Here is a 17,423-nt window from a genome sequence, read left to right on the forward strand (position 1 = left end):
GCGGGTCCGGGCCGTGCGATCCCACGGCCTGGGCACCGGGACCGACGGCGCCCTCGGTCCCGCCCGCGTGGCGGCCCCCGCCTGAAAGCTTTCTGCAATCGATCCGCGACTTAAGGTGACCACGGTTGGTGTGTGCCGACCGCGACGCAGCATGCCGTGGTGTGCTCGATGAGAGGGATGCGGATGACAAGTGCCCTTGAGATGCGGCCGATGAGCGCTCGGGAGTTCCTCGCCACACCGGTAGGCGTGGCATTGCGGCAGGGGCCACGGTCGGGACGTTTCCTCGACCACATCGGCACGATCATCGATCTGGTCGACCTGGTCGACTCCATCGCGGGCGGCGGGCCCGGCATGGACATCGAGGACATCCTCGAAAACCACCAGGAGCTCCTCGATCAGATCCTGAAGCAGCAGGAGGAGATCTCCAGCGGCATCGGCGGGATCAACGACGACCTGCAGGGCATCGGTTCCGACATCGATCAGATCAAGGACCTGATCGGCCAGATCGGCGAGGGCCAGGACGAGGCCAGGGAGATGCTCGACCGGATCCTCGCCGAGCAGCGCAGGATGGCACGGGAGATCAACCGCAATCTGCAGCTCATCTCCAACCAGGTCCAGGGCATGTGGACGGAGATGAACAGCTGGTTCGCGCTGACGATCACCGCGATCGCCGGCATGGCCGACACCCTGGCGGAGATCCAGCAGCAGCTCGCTCGCATCGAGGAACTTCTCGAAGAGGTGCTGGCGGAGGTCGCCGAACTTCACGACCGGGTCGACTGGAACGCGGTCATCTCCATGTTCGCCGAGCACGAGCACCGGGTCGGCTACTGCATCGAGATGATGATGGCGATCACCGTCCTGCCCACCGACCCCGCGCGGGAGGGCGCCGGCGGCCCCGCTCTGAAGGTGGACGCCGACGGACTGGAGTCCTGGGCGCGGGCGGTCACCGACGAGGTCGGCGGACTGCCGTACTCGCTGTACTGCCTGCACCGTGTGCTCGTCGGCGACACCCTGTTGGGCAAGTCGCTGATGCACGTCTTCTGCCACCTGATGGCACACAAGGAGGAGGTCGACTACCGGGGCGCGGCACGGTACTTCTTCAAGCTCGCCTCCGTCGAAGCCCAGGGCTTCGCCGCCCTGGCCAAGGCCCGCCAGGCCATCAACCTGCCCGACGTCGATTACGCCGGCCTGCTTCGCGAGCGGCTGCTCGCCCAGACCGCGAGCGTCAACGCGGCCCTGGAGTCGGCCTACGGCGTCGCCGAGTGGAACGACGTCGTGCCCAGGGAGGGCTGGCTCTCGTACGGGCTGAAGGGATACGTCCCCGCCTTGCCGACGGAACCCGTCTACTTCGTCGTGGAGAACAACCGTCAGCTGATCGGAGCGATGGGGTTCCCGCACGAGACGTCCGCCGTACCGGGCGAGCCGCGCACGGCCGTGGAGTTCTACGTCGGCGAGGCCGTACCGGGCAGCAGGGACATCGACGACTCCTCGGTACGCACCGTGCCATGGATGAGGGGGACCACACCCGTGTCGCCGATCATGCTGGCGACGGCGACCAAGGAGGAGAACCCCGCCACAGGGGCGCGTCACAAGTACCTGCGCTACTACCCGCAGCACTACGTGTTCGATCCCCGGTACGTCATGGTCGGCCTCAGACTGTCCGCCAGGGACGGCGTGGCCGTCCTCGAGCCACTGGTCGCCCTGTACGACGAGGAAACCGGCACCACCTCCTGGGACGGCATCTCCGGAGGACTGTGGGTGGCCGGGCTGGACGAGTCCTGCAAGCCCACCACCGTGGACCTCGGTGATGCGGACCGGCCCCTCGACCAGCTCCCCTCGTGGCAGAAGGAGCCTCACGGCTTGGCGCCCTCGCGCGAACACCCGCTCACCGGCCTCCGCGCGGTGGGAGGCTTCCGCATCAGTTTCAAGCGTGACGGCGACGAGATGTGGTTCCGCCCCGGCCTCCTGGACGACACCTGGGAAGAACGCACCATGCTCCCCGCAGCCCCACAGTCCGACCACCTCGTCTACGAACCCGTGGAACTGCCCTGACGCCGAGGCGGACTCGAACAACCCTGGGCGAGTTCGCCCCGAGGCGTCGCGGACGAGCCGCATCCGGTCGGCCCTCCACCCCCGAAGGTGTATCCGTGAGGAACGACGTCATGAGCCCGCCCCACGCCGTCGTCTCCGGTGCCGGCATCGCCGGTCTCTCCGCCGCCTACTGGCTGCGGCGGACCGGCTGGGAGGTCACGGTGGTCGAGCGCGCGCCGGGCTTCCGGGACGGCGGGCAGAACGTGGACGTCCGGGGTGTCGCGCGCGAGGTTCTGCACCGGATGGGGCTCTTCGACGCGGTGAAGGCGCTGAACACGACCGAGACCGGCGCTGTCTTCGTGGACGAGCGGGGTGAGGTGACCGCCGAACTGCCCGCCGGGCCGGACGGAGCCACGGCCGAACTGGAGATCCTGCGCGGCGACTTCGCCCGCGCCATCCTCGACCATCTGCCCGCCGGCGTCGAGATCGTCTACGGCGACACGATCACCGGCACCGCCGAGGACGACGACGCGATCACCGTGACCACGGCGTCCGGCCGGGTGCTCCGCGCGGACCTGCTCGTCGTCGCCGAGGGCGTGCGCTCGGCCACGCGGGACCGGCTGTTCGACGGGCTGGTGGACCGCCGTGCGCTCGGGGTGAACATGGTGTTCGGCACGATCCCGCGCACGGCCGGTGACGACGACCGCTGGCGCTGGTACAGCACGGTCGGCGGCCGGCAGGTCCATCTGCGGCCCGACAACCACGGCACCACCCGCGCCATCCTCTCCTACCCCCGCGACGAGGACCTCGCCTCGCTCGACCGCGACCAGGCGCTGGCACTGGTCCGTGCCCGGTACGCGGACGCCGGCTGGGAGGCGGGGCGCGTCCTGGACGGGTTCGACGCCTCCGATGACGTCTACGTCGACCATCTCACCCAGATCCGTATGCCCACCTGGCACCGCGGACGGGTCTGCCTCGTGGGCGACGCCGCCTGGTGCGTCACCCCGATGGGAGGAGGCGGCGCCTCGCTCGCCCTGACCAGCGGTTACGTCCTTGCCGCCTGCCTGTCCTCCGCGGACACCGAGGCCGCCCTCGCGGCGTACGAGCGGTGGATGCGGCCCCTCGTCGACTCCGTGCAGAAGCTCCCGCCCGGCGTCGTGCGGGCCGCCTACCCCCGGACCCGGCTCGGGCTGGCCCTGCGCACCCTGGTCGTCAGGTCCCTGACCTCGCCGCTCCTCGCGCCCCTCACCGCGAGGCTCACCCGCGTCGCCGGGACGGACCGGCCGCTGCCTCCCCTCGCCTGAGTCAGCGGGACGCCGGTGCCCACCCGGGCGGGCCCAGCAGGTACCCGGCGCGGTCCCGCCAAGTGCGCGCCGCGCGGACGTCGCGCCAGGTCGCCGCGTACTCGTGGAAGGCGACGCGGAGCGGGTTGTGGGTGTCGATGTTCTTCGTCAGGCCGTACACCACGCGCTCGCCCTCGGCCTCGAAGGTGCCGAGGAGGCGGTCCCAGACGATGAGGATGCCGCCGTAATTGCGGTCCAGGTAGACGTTGTTGGAGCCGTGGTGCGCGCGGTGGTGGGACGGGGTGTTGAGGACCCACTCCACCGGCCGCCACAGCTTGTCCACCCGCTCGGTGTGCAGGAAGAACTGGTAGACCAGGCTGACCGACTGCTGGAGGAGGATCATCCAGGGCGGTACGCCGAGCAGTGCGAGCGGCAGCCAGAACGGCAGCGTCGTCATCGGCGTCCAGCTCTGCCGCAGCGCGGTCGACAGGTTGAAGCGCAGGCTGGAGTGGTGGACCACATGGCTCGCCCACAGCACCCGCACCCGGTGATGGGCGCGGTGGAAGACGTAGTACGCCAGGTCGTCGGCACAGAAGAGCAGCAGCCAGGTCCACGGCGAGGACGGCGAGAGGTGCCAGGGCGCGAGGGTGAAGGCGGCGGCGTACACCACGACCGTGACCACCTTCCACGGCAGCCCGATGACCTGGCTTCCGGCGCCCATGGACATGCTGGTGACGGTGTCGCGCAGCTCGTAGCCGCGTTCGTCGTCGTCGGGGAGGAAGCGGTACGACAGCGCCTCCACGACGACGAGGAGCACGAACGCGGGGATCGCGTAGACCACGGCCGGGATCATGTCAGTTCACCGCTTCCGGGGCTTCGGTGGGGACACTGCGGGAGAGCAGTTCACGGGCGAGCCGTTCGGCGGCCTGGGCCTCGCGCGCGGCGATCAGCGTGCCGAGCCGCAAGCGGGCCTCGACGTCCAGGAGTTCGTCGGCGCGCAGGGCGTCGGGCGCCTCGGCGACCGGGAGGGCGCCGGTGACCAGGCTGTTGAAGGCCAGCAGGTAGGCGATGTTCCCGGAGCCCTCCACGATCAGCCGCCACCAGGCGACGTCCGCCTCGCCCAACTCGGCCAGATCGGGGCCCTGTACGGCGTACCGGCCGGCGCTCTCCATGATTCTCGAGGCTGCCTGGTCGGAGCAGCGCAGCGCGCACAGCCGGGCCGCGTCGGCGCCGACACAGACACGCATCTCCAGTGCGTCGCGGGTGAGTTCGGCGATCGTGGGGCCACTGTCGGCCGCCGCGATGCCCAGGGCGAGGTCGAGTCCGGCGGTGCGCCGCCAGTCCAGGACGAGGGTGCGGCCGCCGTGGCTGACCTCGACCAGCCGGGCCTGCTGGAGCCGCTTGACGGCCTCGCGGACCGCGTGCCGGTTCACCCCGAACTCGGCCGCGAGGTCGCGTTCGGCGGTGAGCGGGGAGCCGGGCGGGGGCGTGCCGCCGAGAATCCGGTCGCGCAGTACGGCGTAGAGCTGGTCGGAGACCGCCTCACGCCGCACGGGTAAGGGAGTCATGGCGAACAGAGTGGGTGACGGCCGGGTACTGGTCAACTGGTTGGACCAGATCGGCCGTCACCGCTCACTGTCCCGGCTTCACCACTCCGCGAAGGAGCCGTCCGCGTGCCGCCACACCGGGTTGCGCCAACGGTGGCCGTTCTCCGCCGCCCTGGCGACGGCGTCCTCGTCGATCTCGATGCCGAGGCCGGGTGCGGTCAGGCGGGCCATGTGGCCGTCGGTGGTGTCGAAGTCGAAGACGGACGTGTCGACCAGGTAGTCGCCGAGGTCGGAGCCGACGTTGTAGTGGATGCCGAGGCTGGTCTCCTGGATGAACGCGTTCGGGCTGGCGAAGTCCACCTGGAGGCAGGCCGCGAGGGCGATGGGGCCCAGCGGGCAGTGCGGCGCGAGCCCGACGCCGTGCACCTCGGCCTGGGCCGCGATCCGGCGCACCTCGGAGATGCCGCCCGCGTGCGACAGGTCGGGCTGGGCGAGGGCGATGCCGGAGCGCAGTACCGGGTCGAAGTCCCAGCGGGAGTAGAGGCGTTCGCCGGTGGCCACGGGGATGCTGGTGGATGCCGTGAAGTCGCCGTATTGGGAAGTGAGTTCGGGCAGCAGCGGTTCCTCGATGAACATCGGCCGCAGCGGTTCCAGGGCGCGGGCGAGCTGCTTGGCGAGCGCGGGTGAGGTGCGGCCGTGGAAGTCGACGGCGACGTCACCGTCCTCGCCCATCACCTCGCGCACGGAGGCGACGCGGGCGAGTACGGCGTCGATCTCGCGGGAGGTCTCCAGGTGCCTGAGCCGGCCGCCGACGTTCATCTTCACGGCGCGATAGCCCTGTTCGAGGCGCTGGGCCGCGTGCTCGGCGGCCTCGCTCGGGTCGTCGCCGCCGATCCAGGAGTACATCCGCATCCGGTCCCGGACGGCACCGCCGAGCAGATCATGGACCGGGACGCCGTGGTACTTGCCCTTGATGTCCCACAGCGCCTGGTCGATGCCGGACACGGCGGACGACAGCACGGGGCCGCCGCGGTAGAAGCCACCCTTGGTCATGACCTGCCAGTGGTCCTCGATGCGCAGCGGGTCCTGGCCGGTGAGGTAGTCGGAGAGTTCGTCGACGGCGGCCGCCACGGTGTGCGCGCGGCCCTCGACCACGGGCTCGCCCCAGCCGGTTGTCCCCTCGTCCGTCTCGATCTTGAGGAAGAGCCAGCGGGGGGCGACGAGGTAGGTCGTGAGTGCGGTGATCTTCATGTGGTGCGGCTCCTGTCTGCGACTGAGGTGAACTGCTGGTTCAGGGCCTCAAGAGAGCGGCCAGTGCACGGAGTTGGCCGGGGTCCTCCAATGCCGATCCCACGGCGACCACCTTGGCGCCCGCCGCCAGATACGCGGCCGCGTCGGACGCGTCGATGCCGCCGGTGGCGACGAACGGCACCTCGGGGAAGGGCCCGCGCATGGCACGGAACCAGTCCGGGCCGAGGACACTCGCCGGGAACGCCTTCAGCCAGTCCAGGCCCAGCGCCCGCGCGGCCTGGACATCGGTGGCCGTCGCCACGCCGGGCAGATGCGGCAGCCCGGCGGCGACGCTGGCCCGCGCCACCTCGGCGTCGAGCCCGGGCGCCACGGTGAACGCGGCACCGGCCGACACCGCCCGGTCCAGCCGCTGCGCCGTGGTGACGGTGCCCGCGCCGACCGGCTTGCCGCGCTCGGCGGCGGCGGCCACCACGGCAGCGAGGACATCCGCGGCCTCCCGGCTCTGCACCGGCACCTCGACGCACTCGATGCCCAGATCCCATGCTCGGACGGCCAGTTCGACGGACCTGTCGAGCGGCATCCCGCGCAGGATCGCCATCACGGGCGCGTCGGCGAAGATCCGGTCGAAGGACAATGGATTCACGGTCGCCATCCCAGCTCCCTGGAGATCGTCTCTGCGGTGGTCACCAGCCCGGGCAGCACTTCCCGCTCCAGGGCGGCGAGGTCCGCCTTCGCCTTGAGTGCGGTCACGGAGAGCGCGGCCATCACCTCGCCACCGCTGTCCCGTACGGGTACGGCGACGCAGTTCACGTAGTCCTCGTACTCGCCGTCGTCCACGGCGAAGCCGCGTGCGCGGGTCTCGTCCAGCGCCTTGTGGTAGGCGGCCGGGTCGGTGATCGTGGTGCCGGTGTGGGGGGCGAAGTCGCAGGTGGCGAGCAGGGCTTCGGCCGTGGGACGCGGCAGGTGGGCGAGGATCGCCTTGGCCACACCGGCGGTGTGCAGGGTCACGGGCCGGCCGATCTGGGAGTACAGGCGCACGCCGTCCACCGGGTCGACCTTGTCGACGTAGACGATCCGGTCGCCCTCCAGCGCGGCGAGGTGCACGGTGTGTCCGCAGTGCTCCCCGAGGGTGCGCAGGTGTCCGGCCGCGATCTCCTTGAGCCCGAACTGCTCCAGGGCGAGCTGGGCGAGTCCGGCGAGCCGGTGCCCGACCGCGTACCGCCCGTCGGGCAGCCGTCGTGCGAGTCCGCCGTCGGTCAGCGACTCCAGGATGCGCAGCGCGGTCGACCGGTGTACGCCGAAGTGGTCGCCCACCTCGGTCTGGGTGCGGGGTCCACGGGCGATGAACTCCAGGATGTCGATGGCCCGTCTCACCGTCTGTGACATGACGTCAGTTTCCTTCCAAGGTATCGGCGGGCACATAGTCCTCGATGCTGCGCAGGGTGCGCCCGGCCAGGCGGTGGCCGAGGGCGAGCCGCTCGCGGGGCGCCGACCCGCGCAGGAGTCCGCTGAGGTGTCCGGCGGCGAAGGCGTCTCCCGCGCCGACGGCCTCGATGACGTCGACGGCAGGGGCGGGTACGAACTCCCGCTCACCGCAGGTGAATTCGGTGGCGCCGACCGCACCGTCCTTCACGACCAGCGTGCCGCGAGGTGCGAGGTGGGCGTGGATGTCCTCCGCGGTGGCGGTGCCCCACAGCCGCTCCCCCTCGTCACGGCCGACGAACACGATGTCGGCTCGGCGGCCCAGCTCACGCAGCGCCGTAGCCGCTTGACCCACTGAACCCCAGAGTGCGGGACGGTGGTTCACATCGAACGACACCAACACCCCGGCCCGCGAAGCCCGTTCCATGAGCAGGTCCACCAGCTCAGCGCAGCCGTCCGACAACGCGGGCGTGATCCCTGTCAGATGCAGCAGTCGAGCCCCGGCCAGATCGACGCGTTCGGCATCGGCAGGCCCCATCCGTGAGGCCGCCGAGCCACGCCGGTAGTAGTGCACACGGGTGCCCTCCGGGCCAGGGTCCTTGAAATAGACGCCAGTTGGCGCATCCGGGTCGACCCGCACCCCGCCGACATCCACCCCGCGCCCCGCGACAGCCGCGACGATCCGCCGCCCGAGCGGGTCATCTCCGACCCGGCTGACCCATGCGGCCCGATGCCCGAGGTCGGCCAGATACTGCGCGACCGTCGACTCTGCCCCCGCGACGGCGAGGCGCAACTCCCGGCTGCGTTCCAGCCCTTCGCCGTCGGCCGGGGTGACCTGCGCCATCGTCTCGCCGAGGCAGACCGTCGTACCGGTCATCGCCATCCCCTCCATTGACATGCGGCTGTGGCCGTGAAGAACATTAGCAGCCCTTGCGCAACAGGCGTGCATATGTTGCAACATGCAGGGTGCACGAGTTCCCGACCGATGGTGAAAGGGAGTGCGATGAGCCCGACGACGAGCGCATCCGCCCGCCAGGAATCCGCCCCGCGCCCGCCGCTGACCGCCCGAGCGCGTCAGCGCAGAACGGCCGCCGCGAGCGTCGTCGGGTCGATCCTGGAGTGGTACGACTTCTTCCTCTTCGGCGCCTGTGCCGCGATCGTCTTCAACAAGATCTTCTTCCCGTCGATCTCGCCCTTCGCGGCCACCCTGGCGTCCTTCGCCACCTTCGGACTCGGCTTCGCGGTACGACCCGTCGGCGGCCTGCTCCTCGCCCACCTCGGTGACCGGATAGGCCGCCGCCCGGTGCTGATCCTCACCGTGGTCCTGATGGGCGCGGGCACACTCGCCATCGGTCTGTTGCCGACGTACCACCAGATCGGCATCTGGGCCCCGGTCCTGCTCGTGCTGTGCCGGATGATGCAGGGCTTCGGCGTCGGTGCCGAACTCGGCGGCGCGTACGTGATGTCGACGGAGGCGGCCGAGGCGCACAAGCGCGGCTTCTACGGATCGCTGCCCGGCGCGGGCGAGTTCATCGGTGTCGTCATCGCCTCCGGCGCGGTCGCCGCGGTCTCCACGCTGCCCGAGGACGACTTCCTCAGCTGGGGCTGGCGTATCCCGTTCCTGGCCAGTGCCCTGGTCGTGGTGATCGCGCTGCTGATCCGCAACGCGGCGCCGGAGACCGAGCAGTTCGAGGCCGCCCGCGACAGCGGGAGGCGCGAGAAGCTGCCCGTGCTCGCCGCGATCAAGGCCCGCCCCAAGGCGATCGCGCTGCTCATCGGCTCCGGCTGCGCCACGGCCATCGCCTCGTACGCGATCCAGGGTTATCTGCCGAGCTACCTCACCAACCAGCTCGGTCTGTCCTCCGGCACGGCTGTTCTCGGCATCACCATCGCCTCGGCCGTCTCGATCCTCACGATCCCGCTGGCGGGCGCGCTGTCCGACCGGGTCGGGCGCAAGCCGGTGATGATCGGCGGCGCGGTGGCCATCACGCTGTTCGCGTACCCGTTCTTCCTGATGGTGGAGACGCGTGAGCCCTGGCTGATCTACACCGCGATCACCATCGCGTTCGCCCTCTTCCTCAACTCGATCTTCGCCGTCGCGGGCACCTTCTACGCCGAGTCGCTGCCCACCGAGGTCCGCTACAGCGGGCTGGTCTTCGTGCGCGAGATCAACGGCGTGATCTTCGCCGGGACCTCCCCCTTCATCGCCACGCTCCTGGTCGGCGCGGGCGGCGACCGGCCCTGGTACCTGGCCGCGTACATGGCGGCGGCCGGCCTCGCCAGCGCCCTGTGCACCTGGCGCCTGCCGGAGACCGCGCCGGCCCGCGAGCATGGGCCAGGCCAAGTGCACGATGCTTGAGCCATGCGTGCCGCCCGTCTGATCCGCATGGCCCTTCTCGTCCAGTCCAGCCCCGGCCTGACCGCCGACGCCCATAGGGCCTGGCCGGCGGATCCAGGTGCGGACGCGGGGTCTGGCACGCCCATCTGCGGCGTTGTCGTCACTCGCCGACGCTCCGCGTCGACTCCCTCCTCCGCCTTGCACCTGGACGCACCAGACCCCGCTCACCGGGATCGATCGACACCGCTGCTTCCCCGCACCCCGATCCGCCGGCCAGGCCCTACCCGTGAACTGGACGTCTCCCGGCGTACGGTGATCCGCGACGCCCAGGCGCTCCAGGAGGCGGGCGTGCCCATCCGCGCCGAGCGCGGCCGGGCGGGCGGCTACCACCTGGCGCCGGGCCACCGGACCCGGCTCACCACGCTCCACCCCACCGAGGCCGAGACGCTCTACCTCTCCGGCCTGCCGTCCGCCCTGCGCGACCTGGGGCTGTCCGATGCGGCGGACACCGCCCGGCTGAAGCTCTCCGCCACCCTGCTCCCGTCACTCCGCGCGGCGGCCGAGTCGTCGGTGCGCCGCTTCCACCTGGACGCCCCGGCCTGGTTCCGCGAGCCGTCGACACCCGAGCTGCTGCCCGAGCTGGCCCGTGCCGTGTGGTCCGACCGCACCGTCCGGATCACCTACGCGCGGCCGGGCCGGGACGACGCGGTGACCCGCCTGCTGGAGCCGTACGGGCTCGTCCTGAAGGCGGGGGTCTGGTACGTCGTGGGCCGGGTCCCGGCCGGGCGGGGCGGCGCCTGGCGTACGTACCGCGTCGACCGGGTCACGGCCCTCGCCCCCACCGAGGACGAACCCTTCGTCCGCGACCCGTCCTTCGACCTGACCGGGCACTGGCGGGCGAACGCCGCCGAGTTCGCCCGGACGCTGCTGCGGACGACGGCCACCCTGCGCCTGACCGGGCGCGGTCTCGGCCGCCTGCCCGCCGTCGCGGACCCGGCCGGGGTCACCGAGGCGCTGGCGTCGGCGGGCGCGCCGGACACCGAGGGCCGGGTCACGCTCGAGCTGCCGGTGGAGTCGGAAGAGGTCGCGTTCGCCCAGCTCAGCGAGTTGGGCGCGGATGTGGAGGTGCTGGCCCCGGAGGGCCTGCGCGCCCGCTTCCGCGAGCAGGCGCGGGCCCTCGCCGAGCTGTACGGCGTGGCCGGTCAGCGGTAGTCGTCCGGAGTGCCCTCCTTGCCGCCGTACTTGACCTCCTCGAAGTACGCCCAGGCGTCCGGCCGGCTGCCGTCCACGTCCGTCAGGCCGTAGGTCCGGGCGAGTTCGGCGCTGGAGGTGGACTTGCCGTTCCAGCGGGCGGCGCGGCCGGGGTCGGCGGCGAGGGCGGCGACTCCTCGGGCGAGGTAGTAGGGCGACTCGGCGGTGGCGAAGTCGGGTTCCTGGGCGGCTGCGTCGCGCCAGTTCTCCTCGCTCACGCCGAAGTGGCCGAGCATCTGTTCCGAGCGGAGGAAGCCGGGCGTGACGGCGACGGCCGTGCCGCCGTACTCCGCCAGTTCCTCGCCCAGGCCGAAGGCGATGCGGATCGGGGCGTTCTTGGCGAGGTCGTAGTAGAGGTTCTCCCGGTACCGGCGGTTGAAGACCGCCGTGCCGTCGGTGACCTCCACGTGCAGCGGGGCGTCGGAGCGGATCAGGAGCGGGAGGGCGAGCGCGGCCGTGATCACGTGCGAGCGCACCCCGAGTTCGAGAATGCGCAGGCCGTCTTCGAGCGGTGTCTCCCAGCTCTTCTTGCCGAAGACGGAGTTGACGAGCAGGTGTTCGCCGCCCCAGAGGTCGTTGACGAGGATGTCGAACCGTCCCTGTTCGCGGTCGATCCGCCCGACGAGTGCGCGCACCTGGTCGGGGTCCAGGTGGTCGGTGGGTACGGCGATTCCGGTGCCCCCGGCCGCCGTGACCAGCTCCGCCGTCTCCTCGATGGTCTCCGTGTCCCGCCCGACTTCACTGGCCCGCTCACGGGTGGTGCGTCCGGTGACGTAGACGGTGGCTCCGGCCCGGCCGAGTTCGACGGCCATCGCCCGCCCGGCGCCACGGGTGGCCCCGGCGACGAGTGCGATCCGGCCGGCGAGCTGTGTGTCGAGGTCTTTGGTCATGCTTCTACGGTGCACGCCAAAGGTGACAGATCACGTCACCTTTCTTTTTGCGTGGCGCCTATTACGGGGCTTCCACCTCGTCGCTGACCACCGAGAAGGCCGCTTCCCGTTGTCCGTCGTGTTCCGTCAGGCGGGCCATCAGGTCGGCGCGGATGTCGTGGTACGTGTCCGAGCCGAGGGGCAGGCGGAGCGGAGCCGCGCCGGTGTCGACCAGGTCGATCATGGCCTGGGCGATCTTCTCGGGGGCGTTGGGGAGGACGAAGGTGCCGTCCGTGAGGGCTCGGCGGATCTCGCCGGCCGGGGTGGGGGCGTACTCCGGCATGGGTGGGGCGGTGTCCAGAGCGGTGCCGAAGCCGGTCGGGGTGGCGCCGGGTTCGACGATGGTGAGGGTGATGCCGAAGGGGGCGATCTCCTGGGCGACCGTCTCGCAGAAGCCTTCGATGCCCCATTTGGAGGCGTGGTAGTAGGCGAAGCCGGGGTAGGTCGTCTGGCCGCCCGCGGTGGAGACCTGGAGGATGCGGCCGTGGCCCTGGGCGCGCAGGTGGGGCAGTGCGGCGCGGATGACGTGGATGGAGCCGAGCAGGTTGGTGTCGATCACCCGCCGGATCTGTTCGTCGGTGGCCTCCTCGACGGAGGCGAAGACGCCGTACCCCGCGTTGTTGACGATGACGTCGATCTCGCCCAGGTCCGCGAAGGCGTCGGCGACGACCCGGCCGACCTGCGCGGTGTCGGTGACGTCGAGCCGGGCGGTCCACAGCCGGTCGCCGTACTCGGCGCGCAGGTCGTCCAGGGCCTCGGGGCGGCGCAGGGTCGCCGCCACCCGGTCGCCGCGCGCGAGCAGCCGCTCGGTGAGGAGGCGGCCGAACCCGGACGAGGTGCCCGTGATGAACCAGGTTCCGGTCATGGTGTCCTACCTTTCGAGTTCCTTCCGGTGAAGTCGCCCTACGACGCCAGGACTTCGCGTTCAGACACTAGGACTTCGCGTCCGCTCGAAGGCAAGGGCGGCGGTCAGACCGACTGGATGGACCGCACTTCGTAGGCGACCGCGGGGCTCGGCACGGGGCCCCGGCAGGTCAGCCGGTAGGGGGCCGTGCGGTGGGCGTGCACCTCGATGTCGAAGGCGGTCGGGCGGGGGGCGTGGAGTTCGACGCGGATACGCCAGTCGTCACCTTCGCGGGCGGTCCCGGTGACCGTGTAGTCGTGGCGGCCGGCCGGGCCGAAGCGGGCGAGCAGGGCGGCGACGGCGACCTGCTGCGGCGGGGCGAGGTCGGTGTACCCCCGTAGATGGTCAGGGTGGATGCGCCCGGCCAGGTGCTCCTCGACCACCCCCACGGCCGACGCGGGGTCGAGACAGCCGTAATAGACCCCGTCGGGCACCACGACGACGTTGGCGGCGAACCGGTCCCCGCCCACGTGGGTGCACTCCCAGACGAGGTTGGGCCAGCGCTCGCTGAGGGCCCTCGCCACGGGCCGGCCGCGTACGGCGCAGCAGATGTCGTGCTGCCCGTGGACGCAGACCAGGACGACGGGCGGCTGGTCGAGCTGCCCCGGCGACTGGAGGGCCTCGGCGATCTCCACGAGGTCCTGGTCGCTGCTCCAGCTGCCCCAGCGCTGGCGGGAGGCGCCCGACCGCTCGTAGTGCAGTACGGCCCACCGGCCGGGCCCCTCGGGTCTGGGACGGGCGAGGCGCCTGATCAGGAAGATGCGGGCCCGGACCGCGTGGGCGGCCGCCCAGACGTGGGCCTTGACCACCGGGTCGAGGTCGATGCCGTCGTAGCCGTTGGCCGGCCAGGCGCCCCGGTACTCGATCAGTACCCAGACCGTGCCGCGCGGCGCCGTGCCCGCGATGGAGTCGCCGCGCATCCGGGCGGCGTCGGCGCAGAAGAACCGGTCTGTGGTGGTCACCGGGCCGCTACTGTCCGGCCGGCACCAGTACGCCCGCGCGGAGCAGCCGTCCGGCGAGTGGGAGCCCGAGGTCACCGGCGGTACGGACCTCGCTGTCGAGCAGGCGGGCCACCGCAGGCAGGTCGGTCCCGGGGAAGTCGAGCCAGCCGACCCGTGTCATCAGTCGGGCCCCCTCCAGTCGTGCTTCCAGCGCGTCGCGCAGTCGTACGGGCGACTCGGGGGCGAGGCCGTCGACGGCGGCGAGCTGGGCCAGCGGCCCGAGCGGCGCCGGGCGGCCCTGACCGCGCCGGGTCCGGTGGAACAGCGGGGCGGAGTCGGTGCCCTCGACGGCCTCGGCGAGGCGTTCGCGGACGCCGTCCAGCACCTGGTCCGTGGCGTCGGCGCCCAGAGGCAACGAGGCGCGGGTCCAGGGGTCGTCGCGCAGCGCGGCGAGGGCGGCCTCGGCGAGCTGTTCGGCCAGCGCGTAGCGGGTCCAGACATGGACGCCCAGGGTCAGGTGGATGGAGACCTCGCCCTTCGCCCGGGCGGCGTGCAGCCAGCCGCGCGGCAGGTAGAGGACGTCTCCGGGCTCCAGCACGGTGTCGATGTACGCGGGTCCTTCCGCGGCCTCGGCGACGGCGCCCCGGTGGTCGGTCCAGGGCTGGTCCCGGAGCGGGTCCCGGTGGACGGGCTCGTGCACGAGCCAGCGTTTGCTGCCCTGGATCTGGACGACGAAGACGTCGTGGACGTCGTAGTGGTCGTCGAAGCCCTGGCTCTGCGGCGGGGTGATGTAGGCGTTGGCCTGCACCGGGTGCCCCAGCTCGGCGCTCAGCCCGGCGCACAGGTCCCCGACGGGCCCCCAGGTGCGCTGGAGCGCCTGGAGGACGAGCGTGGCGCCGTCCGCGAACAGCCGCCACAGGGCGGTGTCGTCGAGCTGGTCGGAGATGGTGGCGCCGACCCCGCCGGGCGAGGTGTAGGACGACTCGGGGAGCACGGTGCCGTTCTTGGCGACGCGGAGGAAAGGTGTACGCAGGCCCCGGCGCGACAGGAGTTCGTCCACGGCGCCGGCGTCGAACACGTCGGAGAAGTCGCTCGCGCGGCGGGTGAGCAGCGCGGTGCGCGACCAGACGTCCCGCGCGAAGTCGTCGAAACCGAGGTCGGTCAGACGGCGCTCCAGCGTCCCGGCACCCGCGTGGGCGCCGGGATCACGGGAGTCGCCGGCCGGGCTGGTCAAGCCCCGCCGTCCGCGGCGCCGTCGGCCCCGCCGTCGTGGACGCCGGGGAGACCGGCCGCGCCGCCGTCGGCCGGGCCCTCGGCGCCGTGGTCGGCACCGTGGTCCGCGCCATGATCCGCGCCGTGGTCCGCGCTGCCGTCGGCGCCGCCGTCGTGAACGCCGGGCTCACCGGCCGCGCCACCGTCCGCGGGGCCTTCGGCTCCGCCGTCGGCGCCGCCGTCGTGGACGCCGGGAACGCCCGCCGCGCCGCCGTCCGCAGGACCCTCGGCGCTGCCGTCCGCACCGCCGTCGTGAACGCCGGGCTCGCCGGCCGCGCCGCCGTCCGCGGGGCCCTCGTGCTGGTGATCGGAAGTAGCCACAGTTCCTCCTCGCCGTCGCGCCGTGGTGGACCCCGCCGCCCGGTCGACGAGACCGGGCTGACTCTCCGGCGGTGCGCAGGCACACCGGCTGGGCCTCTCCGACTACCGTCACCCAGAACCCGGCCGTCTGCATCCGGTGGGCCACGGCCGCACCCGGACCCGGCGGCTCAGCCGGCCACCGCGTCGGCGTCGCGCGGCCTGCCACCCTCCGCGAGGGCGTCGACGGCCCGGCTCCGGCAGTCCCGGAAGCGCCGCAGGTACGACCGTGCCATCGGCCCCGGCGGCACGCCCCGCGCGAAGGCCCGCATGTTGCGTTCGCCCGCGTTGTAGCCGAGGGCGAGGAGTTCGTCGCGGGTGTAGCGGCGCACATGGCGCGAGGGAAGGACCCGGTCGAGGTCCCTCAGATGCAGGGCCGCGACGCGGACGGCGAACGCGGGATCGTCGCGCAGGTCCTGAAACCGCCCCGACAGACCGTACGCGCGCCGGACCGACTCGAAGGCGGCGCGGTGCATGTTGGCCACGCCGAAGGACGCGCCGGGCTTCCACCACTGCCAGAGCCGTTCGAGGAGCGGGTGGTGCGGTTTGTACGCCTCGTTGTGCAGCACGGTCATCAGCAGCACGGGCGACACCCCGGCCGCCTCGGCACCGCGGGCCACGGTTCCGGCGTAGTCGGCCGGGTCGTAGCCGCCGGGCAGCAGGGGCGGCGTCGGGGCACGGCGTAGCTCGTCCGGCCCCGGAGTCGGTCTTCTGTCCATGAGCATGGCCTCTCCCTGCCACCAGCCGGACGGCGGAACGCCCGCCGTCCTCTGGCCCCAGGTGCCCGTGCGCCCCGGCCTCAATCCTCCCGGTCCCCTACTTGGGTGCGGTGCGGCCGACGCCGGCGTACACCCAGTACTCCGTCGGATTGTCCGGCAGGGTCCCGGCCGGGTCCGGGCGCCACAGCGGTACGTGGACCAGACCGGGCTCCACGAGGTCGAAGCCGGAGAAGAGGCCGAGGATCTCGTCGTGGGAGCGGGCGGTCACGGGGGAGGTGGCGCGGGACCGGTACAGCTGTCCCACCGCGGCGGCCGTGTCGGGCCGGTCCTGGTTGGTCGCGTGGGACATCGCCAGCCAGCTGCCCTGGGGCAGGGCGTCCCGGAAGGCGCCCACGATGCCGCCCGGGTCCTCCTCGGGCGTGATGAAGTGCAGGATCGCGTTCATCAGTACGGCGACGGGTCGCTCGAAGTCGATCAGCTTGCGCAGCTGGGGGGAGTCGAGGATGTCGGCCGGCTTGCGGATGTCGCCGTCGATGATGCCGGCGTGCGGGTTGCCGGCGAGCAGGGACGCGCTGTGCGCCACGGCCACGGGGTCGTTGTCGACGTACACCACGCGGGCGTCCGGGTCGGCGGCCTGGGCCACCTCGTGGACGTTGCCCTGGGTGGGGATGCCCGAGCCGAGGTCGATGAACTGCCGCACCCCGGACTCGGTCAGGAAGCGCACCGCCCGGCCGAGGAAGTCCCGGTTGGCCCGGGCCAGGGTGCGCACCTGGGGGTCGATGGCGGTGAAGGCGGCCACCGCCTCCCGGTCTATGGCGAAGTTGTGCTGTCCGCCCAGCATGGCGTCGTACATCCGGGCGACGCTCGCCTTGTCGGGCTCTGTCCCGGAACCTGAAACCGCACTGTCCGACATGACAACTTCCTTTCCCTGCATGCGACTTGACGGTGCATCATATAGTTGCCCCGAACGACGAGTGGCGCGCGCCGCCCTTTTGGCCGCGTGGCCGCCGTCCTCAACCCCGCGCCGGGCGGCGCCCCGGCGGGGCCGGCGGGGGGGGGGGGGCGCGCCCTGGGGGTGGCGGCACCCGGGGGCGCGGGCGGGGTGGGGGGGGGGGTCGGGGGGACGGCCGCCAGACCCGGGGGGGGCGCCCCCCCACCACCCCCCCGCCAAGGTGCTG

General features: G+C 72.0%; 16 protein-coding genes and 1 pseudogene. 4 read left to right on the top strand and 13 right to left on the bottom strand.

What is annotated here, in order from left to right; translation table 11 throughout:
• Nucleotides 1–210: 210 nt before the first annotated feature.
• Entirely contained in the window at nt 211–2,052 is a 1,842-nt protein-coding gene (locus tag ACIGA3_RS12985; protein WP_399713925.1) for a hypothetical protein, read from the top strand.
• 110 nt (nt 2,053–2,162) lie between these two features.
• The gene (locus tag ACIGA3_RS12990) at nt 2,163–3,335 is read left to right on the top strand and encodes an FAD-dependent oxidoreductase (protein WP_399713927.1); all 1,173 of its coding nucleotides are present in this window, start codon (nt 2,163–2,165) and stop codon (nt 3,333–3,335) included.
• A 1-nt stretch (nt 3,336) separates the two neighbouring features.
• Here ACIGA3_RS12990 and ACIGA3_RS12995 read toward each other — a convergent pair whose 3' ends face one another.
• From ACIGA3_RS12995 to ACIGA3_RS13020, 6 genes and pseudogenes are all read right to left on the bottom strand, one after another.
• Nucleotides 3,337–4,167, bottom strand: a complete 831-nt coding sequence (locus ACIGA3_RS12995; protein WP_399713930.1) for a sterol desaturase family protein — start codon at nt 4,165–4,167, stop codon at nt 3,337–3,339.
• Nucleotide 4,168: 1 nt separating this feature from the next.
• Nucleotides 4,169–4,882: a FadR/GntR family transcriptional regulator gene (locus tag ACIGA3_RS13000; RefSeq protein WP_399713933.1), complete on the bottom strand. Its 714-nt coding sequence runs from the start codon at nt 4,880–4,882 to the stop codon at nt 4,169–4,171.
• Nucleotides 4,883–4,960: 78 nt separating this feature from the next.
• A pseudogene (gene dgoD / locus ACIGA3_RS13005) lies at nt 4,961–6,118 on the bottom strand (galactonate dehydratase); the annotation flags it as partial.
• Between the two features lie 34 nt (nt 6,119–6,152).
• Nucleotides 6,153–6,764, bottom strand: a complete 612-nt coding sequence (locus tag ACIGA3_RS13010) for a bifunctional 4-hydroxy-2-oxoglutarate aldolase/2-dehydro-3-deoxy-phosphogluconate aldolase (RefSeq protein WP_399713936.1) — start codon at nt 6,762–6,764, stop codon at nt 6,153–6,155.
• Nucleotides 6,752–7,498 carry an IclR family transcriptional regulator gene (locus ACIGA3_RS13015; RefSeq protein ID WP_399713939.1) on the bottom strand — a complete coding sequence of 249 codons (747 nt, stop codon included), beginning with the start codon at nt 7,496–7,498 and terminating at the stop codon, nt 6,752–6,754. Before ACIGA3_RS13015 ends, ACIGA3_RS13010 begins: the two co-directional genes overlap by 13 nt.
• Nucleotides 7,499–7,502: 4 nt before the next feature.
• The gene (locus ACIGA3_RS13020; RefSeq protein ID WP_399713941.1) at nt 7,503–8,417 is read right to left on the bottom strand and encodes a sugar kinase; all 915 of its coding nucleotides are present in this window, start codon (nt 8,415–8,417) and stop codon (nt 7,503–7,505) included.
• A 120-nt stretch (nt 8,418–8,537) separates the two neighbouring features.
• On the opposite strand from ACIGA3_RS13020, the gene ACIGA3_RS13025 reads away from it, so the two are divergent.
• Nucleotides 8,538–9,893 (top strand): MFS transporter, encoded by a 1,356-nt coding sequence (locus tag ACIGA3_RS13025; RefSeq protein WP_399713943.1) that lies wholly within the window; start codon nt 8,538–8,540, stop codon nt 9,891–9,893.
• A 3-nt stretch (nt 9,894–9,896) separates the two neighbouring features.
• A complete protein-coding gene (locus ACIGA3_RS13030) occupies nt 9,897–11,084 on the top strand; it encodes a helix-turn-helix transcriptional regulator (protein WP_399713945.1) in 1,188 nt (395 codons plus the stop codon).
• On the opposite strand, the gene ACIGA3_RS13035 is transcribed toward ACIGA3_RS13030, so the two are convergent.
• The 7 genes from ACIGA3_RS13035 to ACIGA3_RS13065 form a co-directional block, all read right to left on the bottom strand.
• On the bottom strand, nt 11,075–12,013 hold the full coding sequence (locus ACIGA3_RS13035; protein ID WP_399713948.1) for an SDR family oxidoreductase: 939 nt from the start codon (nt 12,011–12,013) through the stop codon (nt 11,075–11,077). The two genes, ACIGA3_RS13030 and ACIGA3_RS13035, sit on opposite strands and share 10 nt — an antisense overlap.
• Before the next feature lie 61 nt (nt 12,014–12,074).
• Entirely contained in the window at nt 12,075–12,917 is an 843-nt protein-coding gene (locus ACIGA3_RS13040) for an SDR family oxidoreductase (RefSeq protein WP_399713950.1), read from the bottom strand.
• Between the two features lie 104 nt (nt 12,918–13,021).
• Nucleotides 13,022–13,918: a sucrase ferredoxin gene (locus ACIGA3_RS13045; RefSeq protein WP_399713953.1), complete on the bottom strand. Its 897-nt coding sequence runs from the start codon at nt 13,916–13,918 to the stop codon at nt 13,022–13,024.
• 7 nt (nt 13,919–13,925) lie between these two features.
• A complete protein-coding gene (locus ACIGA3_RS13050) occupies nt 13,926–15,131 on the bottom strand; it encodes a cupin domain-containing protein (protein WP_399713955.1) in 1,206 nt (401 codons plus the stop codon).
• Nucleotides 15,128–15,490 carry a BatC protein gene (locus ACIGA3_RS13055; protein WP_399713958.1) on the bottom strand — a complete coding sequence of 121 codons (363 nt, stop codon included), beginning with the start codon at nt 15,488–15,490 and terminating at the stop codon, nt 15,128–15,130. Before ACIGA3_RS13055 ends, ACIGA3_RS13050 begins: the two co-directional genes overlap by 4 nt.
• A 167-nt stretch (nt 15,491–15,657) precedes the next feature.
• Nucleotides 15,658–16,245, bottom strand: a complete 588-nt coding sequence (locus ACIGA3_RS13060; protein WP_399713959.1) for a lytic transglycosylase domain-containing protein — start codon at nt 16,243–16,245, stop codon at nt 15,658–15,660.
• Nucleotides 16,246–16,342: 97 nt separating this feature from the next.
• On the bottom strand, nt 16,343–17,158 hold the full coding sequence (locus tag ACIGA3_RS13065) for an SAM-dependent methyltransferase (protein WP_399713961.1): 816 nt from the start codon (nt 17,156–17,158) through the stop codon (nt 16,343–16,345).
• Between the last annotated feature and the right edge of the window lie 265 nt (nt 17,159–17,423).

Source organism: Streptomyces sp. NPDC085596 (assembly GCF_044541565.1).
GTDB lineage: Bacteria > Actinomycetota > Actinomycetes > Streptomycetales > Streptomycetaceae > Streptomyces.

Coding starts and splice junctions, on each gene's coding strand:
- ACIGA3_RS13025 (WP_399713943.1), top strand. CDS start 8,538: ATGAGCCCGACGACGAGCGCATCCGCCCGCCAGGAATCCGCCCCGCGC.
- ACIGA3_RS13015 (WP_399713939.1), bottom strand. CDS start 7,498: ATGTCACAGACGGTGAGACGGGCCATCGACATCCTGGAGTTCATCGCC.
- ACIGA3_RS13030 (WP_399713945.1), top strand. CDS start 9,897: ATGCGTGCCGCCCGTCTGATCCGCATGGCCCTTCTCGTCCAGTCCAGC.
- ACIGA3_RS12985 (WP_399713925.1), top strand. CDS start 211: ATGAGCGCTCGGGAGTTCCTCGCCACACCGGTAGGCGTGGCATTGCGG.
- ACIGA3_RS13020 (WP_399713941.1), bottom strand. CDS start 8,417: ATGGCGATGACCGGTACGACGGTCTGCCTCGGCGAGACGATGGCGCAG.
- ACIGA3_RS13060 (WP_399713959.1), bottom strand. CDS start 16,245: ATGGACAGAAGACCGACTCCGGGGCCGGACGAGCTACGCCGTGCCCCG.
- ACIGA3_RS13035 (WP_399713948.1), bottom strand. CDS start 12,013: ATGACCAAAGACCTCGACACACAGCTCGCCGGCCGGATCGCACTCGTC.
- ACIGA3_RS13000 (WP_399713933.1), bottom strand. CDS start 4,882: ATGACTCCCTTACCCGTGCGGCGTGAGGCGGTCTCCGACCAGCTCTAC.
- ACIGA3_RS12995 (WP_399713930.1), bottom strand. CDS start 4,167: ATGATCCCGGCCGTGGTCTACGCGATCCCCGCGTTCGTGCTCCTCGTC.
- ACIGA3_RS13065 (WP_399713961.1), bottom strand. CDS start 17,158: ATGTCGGACAGTGCGGTTTCAGGTTCCGGGACAGAGCCCGACAAGGCG.
- ACIGA3_RS13010 (WP_399713936.1), bottom strand. CDS start 6,764: ATGGCGACCGTGAATCCATTGTCCTTCGACCGGATCTTCGCCGACGCG.
- ACIGA3_RS13040 (WP_399713950.1), bottom strand. CDS start 12,917: ATGACCGGAACCTGGTTCATCACGGGCACCTCGTCCGGGTTCGGCCGC.
- ACIGA3_RS12990 (WP_399713927.1), top strand. CDS start 2,163: ATGAGCCCGCCCCACGCCGTCGTCTCCGGTGCCGGCATCGCCGGTCTC.